Origin of the sequence: Novosphingobium sp. CCH12-A3 (assembly GCF_001556015.1) — a bacterium.
Taxonomy (GTDB): domain Bacteria; phylum Pseudomonadota; class Alphaproteobacteria; order Sphingomonadales; family Sphingomonadaceae; genus Novosphingobium; species Novosphingobium subterraneum.
This window is the reverse complement of record NZ_LSIA01000109.1, coordinates 1-6,522: the sequence shown is the minus strand read 5'-3', so window position 1 is coordinate 6,522 and position 6,522 is coordinate 1. Positions and strand designations below refer to the sequence as shown.

At 61.5% G+C, this 6,522-nt stretch carries 5 protein-coding genes and 1 pseudogene; all 6 read right to left on the bottom strand.

What is annotated here, in order from left to right; all coding sequences use genetic code 11:
- Positions 1-213 precede the first annotated feature (213 nt).
- On the bottom strand, positions 214-897 hold the full coding sequence (locus AX703_RS07995) for a response regulator transcription factor (protein ID WP_062343554.1): 684 nt from the start codon (positions 895-897) through the stop codon (positions 214-216).
- A complete protein-coding gene (locus tag AX703_RS07990; RefSeq protein ID WP_062343553.1) occupies positions 894-2,327 on the bottom strand; it encodes a DUF4118 domain-containing protein in 1,434 nt (477 codons plus the stop codon). Before AX703_RS07990 ends, AX703_RS07995 begins: the two co-directional genes overlap by 4 nt.
- 8 nt (positions 2,328-2,335) lie before the next feature.
- Positions 2,336-4,270 (bottom strand): potassium transporter Kup, encoded by a 1,935-nt coding sequence (locus tag AX703_RS07985; protein WP_062343552.1) that lies wholly within the window; start codon positions 4,268-4,270, stop codon positions 2,336-2,338.
- A gap of 505 nt (positions 4,271-4,775) precedes the next feature.
- Positions 4,776-5,078: a type II toxin-antitoxin system RelE/ParE family toxin gene (locus AX703_RS07980; RefSeq protein WP_062343551.1), complete on the bottom strand. Its 303-nt coding sequence runs from the start codon at positions 5,076-5,078 to the stop codon at positions 4,776-4,778.
- A 2-nt stretch (positions 5,079-5,080) separates the two neighbouring features.
- Positions 5,081-5,326, bottom strand: coding sequence for a type II toxin-antitoxin system ParD family antitoxin (locus AX703_RS07975; RefSeq protein ID WP_039338749.1), 246 nt, complete (start codon positions 5,324-5,326; stop codon positions 5,081-5,083).
- A 476-nt stretch (positions 5,327-5,802) separates the two neighbouring features.
- A pseudogene (locus tag AX703_RS07970) lies at positions 5,803-6,474 on the bottom strand (SUMF1/EgtB/PvdO family nonheme iron enzyme); the annotation flags it as partial.
- Positions 6,475-6,522: the final 48 nt, after the last annotated feature.

Genomic DNA, 6,522 nt, shown 5'->3' with positions numbered 1-6,522 from the left:
CCCGCGGGTTCCTGCACTGGAGGCTTTCGTACGCAAGCGCCCGAAACCCTTCACAAATCTGGTCGTTCCGGCGTGGTTCTGAGAGCGTCAGCTTACGCCGACACCGGTCTTCCCGGGACCATTGAGGCCTTCGGTCGAGGTTGCCGCTGAAGGCCAACTTTCGGCGATCGCACTCAAGCGAAAGATCGTTGCCCAAGCCACATTCGTAGTCGGTCAACCATGTGCGGCAAGCCGATAACCGATGCCTGGTTCGTTGCGGATGTGAAGTGGAGCGGAGGGATCGTTTTCGATCTTCAGCCGCAGTGACCTGATCACGACGCGCAGGTATTCGACATCGTCGCGATGGGCCTTGCCCCAGACTGTCTCGAGGAGAGCTCCATGCGTCAGGACTCGTCCGCCGGCGGCGATCAGTTCGCGCATGACGGAAAACTCTTTGGGCGTCAGCGTCACTTCGCGTCCTTCGACATGCAAGGTGTGCATGCCAAGGTCCATGCGCAGCGGGCCATGTTCGATCGCTTCAGACCGCCCCTGCGCATGGCCGTTGCTGCGGATGGCGACCCGGACGCGGGCGAGGAGTTCGTCTCCTTCGAAGGGCTTGGTGACGTAGTCCGACGCGCCGAGATCGAGCGCAGCTACTTTTTCGGCGACGTCGGATCTCGCCGAAACGACAATCACCGGGGCATTGCACGTCGCCTTGAGCGTGCCCAGCAGTTCGAGCCCGTCCCGGTCGGGCAGGCCAAGATCGAGCAGTATCGCATCAAACGCGGCCCTACCGATCGCGGCGAGCGCGGACCGCGCATCGCGCGCGCCAGTCACCGCATGGCCACCCCGACCGAGCACGACTTCAAGCAGCCGCAGAATCGCAGGCTCATCGTCGATGCACAGTATCCGCGTCATGCGATCTTCCGATTTGAGCGCGTAGCCAACAGCGAGAACCGCGCGCCAGTGGGCTGGACATCCGAGATTGCGACCTGCATTGCCATGGCATCGGCAAATCCCTTGACTATGGCAAGGCCGAGGCCGCTGCCTTCGGTCCGGTCCGATCCTTCGATGCGGGTGAAACGCTCGAACAGCCGGTCCCGTTCGTCCAAAGGAATGCCGGGCCCGTCGTCCTCCACACTGAACTCGACGACGTCCCCGATCGAGCGGACGCGGAGCAGCACCGTGCCGCGTGCATGCCGTATCGCATTGTCCAGCAGATTGACCAGGACATGCTGCATCAGCACTGCATCACCGGCAACAAACGGGAGATCGGTGGCCACCTCGCTGCGAAGCGCTATGCCTGCGAGGGGTGTCATCCGCTCCAGTGCAGTTGTCACGACGTCGACCGGGTCGAGGCTTTCGTTCCACACGACCAGCGAGCCGTCCTCCAACCGCGCAAGGCCCAAGAGGTCGGCCATCGTGCGCTCCAGTCGTCGGGCTGCTTGCAAGGCTTCCTGCGCCTGTTCGTTGGTCATCGCGAGCTGCTCGAGCTGACCGCACATGACGGTGAGCGGCGTGCGGAAATCGTGAGCGAGCGAGGCGAGCATGGTCTGACGCAAGCGGTCGCGCGCTTCGACCAGTTCGCGTTCACGCCGTTCCTCGAACAGTCTCGCGCGGTCCCGACATTGTCCTAGCAACAGGCACAGATCGCCGATTTGCTGGATCTGTTCATCGTCCCTGGTCGAACCGTTCGCCGGGCGCGCGATCGCGAGGACGACCTGATCGCTGCGATTGCGGGGGTGGAGCGGCACGAACGTCCATTCCGCCGCAGCCATGGTGCTAGTACCATGCCCGGTCCTGTCGCCATTGTGCAATGCCCAGCTAGCCGCCCCCCGGTCGAGGGAGGTCAACGGGCCAGTTTCGGCTGCAAGGTCCTGCTCGTCCATCAGAAGAGCCTCGCCGAAGGACGCGGTCAAGAAAGCGAGGCCATCCTGCAATGCCTGATCGGGTGGATCTGCCGAGAGGGTCGTCGCAAGCCGGGCAGCGGTTGCACTCGCTTCGGCGCGCTCGTTAGCCTCGGCTTCGCGTGCCAGCAGGCGGTTGGCGAGACGGCTCGTGACAAAGGCGACGGCACTGAGGACGAAGACACTGACGAGGTTGTCAACCTGATGCACCCTGAAGGTGTAGCGCGGTTCGAGCAGGAAGAAGTTGTAGGCAGCAGTTCCGGCAAAGGTCGCAATCAGACCCGGAACCACGCCTCCCCGCATTGCCGCGACCAGTACCGGCAGGAGGAAGAGCAGCGACGCGGATGCCAATCCAAGCAGTGGCAGCGACCACGCTGTCAGGGCAGTGATCGCGGCAACGCCGGAAAGGGGCACAAGGCTTGATCGGAGCACACTGTTCACGGGCGTCTCTATAGCTCGATCTGACTGCCAAGTTCGACAACCCTGTTCGGCGGGATGGCGAACCATGCGGTCGGGTCTGCCGCGTTTCGATGGAGCGCCATGTAGATCACGGTCATCCAGCGTGGGAGGATGGGCCTTGCGGCGAAACGGATTGCGTTACGGCCGACGAAAAACGATGTCCCGCCGGGTCGATCCAGCAGCCCCTCGCCCCTGGCAAGATCGCTCGGCACGTCTATCTTGTCGAGATAGCCGTAGCGCAGCTGCACGCGCACGAAGTTCGCATCTACCTGCGTTATGGCCAGCCGGTCTTGGGGGGCGATCCACGGCTTGGTCGTCGTCTCGACCTTGAGCAGGATCGACAGGCGATGGAGCGCCTTGTTGTGCTTGAGGTTGTGAAGGAGAGCGGCAGGAGCAACGTCAAGGTCCTGCGTCAGGAACACCGCCGTGCCCTCGATCCGCGTAGGGAGACGCTGGGCAAGGACCTGCGCGATCTCATCCATGTCCGCCCCCTGGTCTGCGGCAAGCGCCATTGCTGCCCTGCGGCCCTTGAGCCAGGTGAAGATCACGATGCCCATCACGCCTGCCACAGCCAGCGGCACCCAGCCTCCCTCCGTGACGCGGAGCATGTTCGCGCCGAAGAAGAACAGGTCGAGCGCGAGGAAAGGCGCGATAAGCGTGGCGGCCCACACCCGGTTCCAGCCCCAGTGCTTCCATGCGATCACGAATGCGAGGCACGTCGTGACCACCATCGTGCCGGTTACGGCAATGCCATAGGCGGCGGCCATTGCTGAGCTGCTGCGGAAGGCGAAAACCAGTACCACGACGCCAGCGAACAGGAACCAGTTCACCACCGGGAGATAAATCTGCCCGATCTGGTGCGCCGAAGTCTGGCGAATGGTCAGTCTGGGCAAGAGGCCAAGCGCAATCGCCTGGTGGGTCAGCGAATAGGCACCCGTGATAACGGCCTGGCTGGCAATGACTGTGGCCATGGTTGCGAGCACGACCAGCGGTGCCCGCAAAGCTTCGGGTGCCATCAGGAAGAACCAGTCGGCATTGGCAAGGAGGTGTCCAGCTGCCTGCGCATCGGACAACGCCTTCAGTGCCATCGCGCCTTGACCGAGATAGTTCAGGCTGAGTGCCGGCCACACCAGCGAGAGCCAGCCGAGCTGGATTGGCTTGCGCCCGAAGTGGCCCATGTCGGCGATCAGCGCCTCGGCACCGGTTACCGTCAGGAACACGGCGCCCAGCACGAACAGACCAGTCACGCCGTTGGTCGTGAGGAAGGTCATTGCATGCAGTGGATTGAATGCGGCAAGGATCTGCGGTGCTTGCAGGACGTGCCAGACGCCAAGGGCAGCCAGCACGGCGAACCAGACCAGGCAGATCGGACCGAAGAGGGATGCCACCCCGGCAGTGCCTTTCGATTGCGCGAGGAAGAGCACGGTGAGAATGCCCAGCGAAAGACCGAGGAGGGCGGGCTCGGTCATTGCCTCAAAGCCGGGGATTGTGCGCAGTCCCTCGACTGCGGACAGGACTGACAGCGCGGGGGTGATAATGGCATCGCCATAGAACAGCGCCGCACCCGTGGCGCCCAGCAGCAGCACGACCGGCCACCGTGTCCCGGTCGCCCGTTGCGCAAGCGCCATCAGCGAAAGCACACCGCCTTCACCATTGTTGTCCATCCGCGACAAAAAGGCGACATACTTGAGCGTGACCACGACGATCAGCGCCCACAGCGCAAGCGACAGGACGCCGAGTATCTCGAGCCGAGAGATCCCATCGGCGCCAGTCTGGGCGAGCGCCTCTCGAAAGGCGTAGAGTTGGCTCGTTCCGATGTCGCCGTAGACTACGCCGATGGCGCCCAAGGTCAGGATCGCGAGACTGCCCTGATGCAGGTTGGACTGAGCGTCCGGAGACGTTGGCAGTGGTGATGCGGACGACATGGTATGCACGCTCCTTTGCCGGGAGCCTGTGCACGCAGTGCGCCTAAGGTTTCCATGCGGATCAACGTAGCACTGCGTAAGAACGGCGTAAGAATGGCATGAAATCGAGATGCTGTCAGAGGTCAGGAACCGGCCGCAGTTCAAAATGCAAGCAAGATGTACTCGCTGAGACCGGATCGAGTGCCGACCTTTGGGCGTCAGTTATTGGTGAATGAGCAGACGTTGAGTGCCTTGGGAAAAGACGGCAAAAAAGTCCCAACCCAAGTCTTTTCCCCACTGCTACAGCATGCTGAACGAGGGGCAGGAATCGATCACGAAAAACTGATGATCGAATGTCCGAGTTCAAGGCGCCTGCTGCCAAGGTGGGCTGGCATATGCCAATGTCGAGTTTCGGCATTTTCGGACTTTCAAGGATCCACTGCTGAAGGGCGTGTTTGGTCGGCAGAGAAATGCCAAGTCGGGTGGGATCTCTTCGGATTGGCCGCCAGCGCTTACCCTGCGACGGCTAACCGTCGTAATTCGAGGATATCCAATCTTCTCGACCATGCCGGACACGCAGAATGATGACCTTGTCCTCATCTCCGACATCATAAATCACCAGATGCGCCTTGTAGGGATGCACGCGGACAGGAGGTGATATTTCCTCTCGCAATCGCGCAGCTTGGGGATAGTCGGCAAGAAACTCGAAGATCGCGCTCAGCCCTTCGTGATAGGTATCGGCCTGAGGCAGTCCGAACTGCTCGATGCCTTGGAGAAAGATGGCTGTCAGATCTTCGGCGGCGGCGCGCGTTAAGCGAAAGCGAGGCACGGTCAGGCTTGCAGGTCAGCCTGGCTGATCGCTCGCGTCCGGATGTCCGCCATCGTCTCGTCGCTCAAACCGCTGGCGCGGGCCTCATCGACGAGGCGCTGCATGGCCGCGACTTTGTCAGCACGTTCCTGGTCACGACGGATGAGATCGCGCACATAGTCGCTGGCATTGCTATACCGACCAGTGTCAGCTTGCGCTTCTACCCATTGCTTCATCGGATCGGGCAGTGAAATGTTCATCGTAGCCATGGCAACCTCCAAGGCCAAAAAATAGCAAAGATTGGCAAAGGTTGTCAATTGGTGCTCAGCGACGGCCAGCCCCCGCGAACAGGGCTGTTGTGCAGCCGACGCAATGTACCCTTCCCTTCGTGGTCTACTGCGCCCCTCAGCGATAACCCTATCATCGTGCTCGCGGCAGCCCGGAACAAGACGAGCCCAGGCTGACGCCGGAAAACGCGGAGGACAATCCCGCCTGATGTGAGGTTTGCAGGCTGGCCCTCTTGGAAGAGAGCTCACCTCGGATCACTGATGGGAAAAGCCATCGATGGAGGAATCATCATGTGAGGCCGAACGCATGGATGCCAACTGAGGTCATCAATGCCAAAAAGCTCTTGCGCAGCGGAGGTCGTTCACAACATCACGTCAGCTTGTGCAAAGGCAGCTTGTCGATATGTGGCAGCTAGGCAGCCGATCTGCTCAAGTAAATTCTCTTATGAAGAATGCCACTAGACCCGAACCACGCATCTGAAGCCGATATGCGTTGTCGCGGTATCGATCATTTCCGGGTGGCGGGCAGCAGGACGGTAGCGCTGGCAGTAGTTGGCGGCGCACAGATGAGAGCCGCCCTTGATGACCTTGCGGCCGATGCGCACGCCGGGCTGGCCGGGGTCGAAGCTGTCCTTGAGCTTGCCGCCGCGCGGATTGCTGAGGGCGCAGCAGGCGGACTTCTTGCCAGCCTTCTGGGGCTTGTCGGTCCACCAGTCGCTCGTCCACTCCCAGGTGTTGCCGATCATGTCGTAAAGGCCGTAGCCGTTGGGTGGGAAGCTGCGCACGGGCGACGTTCGCTCCCAGCCGTCGAGCATCTGATTGGCAAAGGGAAACAGGCCCTGCCAGTAGTTTGCCATCATCCGGCCATCGGGAGCAAGTTCATTGCCCCAGGCGTAGTCCGCGCCTTCAAGCCCGCCACGTGCGGCAAACTCGAACTCGGCTTCCGTGGGAAGTTCCTTGCCCGCCCAATCGGCATAGGCCTGTGCATCGGCATAGGCGACGTGGGCGACGGGATGATGCTCGATGCCGTCGATGGAGCTTTCCGGTCCCAGCGGGTGCTTCCAGCAAGCACCGAAGGTGAAGCGCCACCAGTTGGAAGCATCGGCCATGTCGACTGGGCCTGAGAGTCGGATTCGAAACTAATTCGTTGAATGACAGTGTCTTGCGGCACGCCGGAT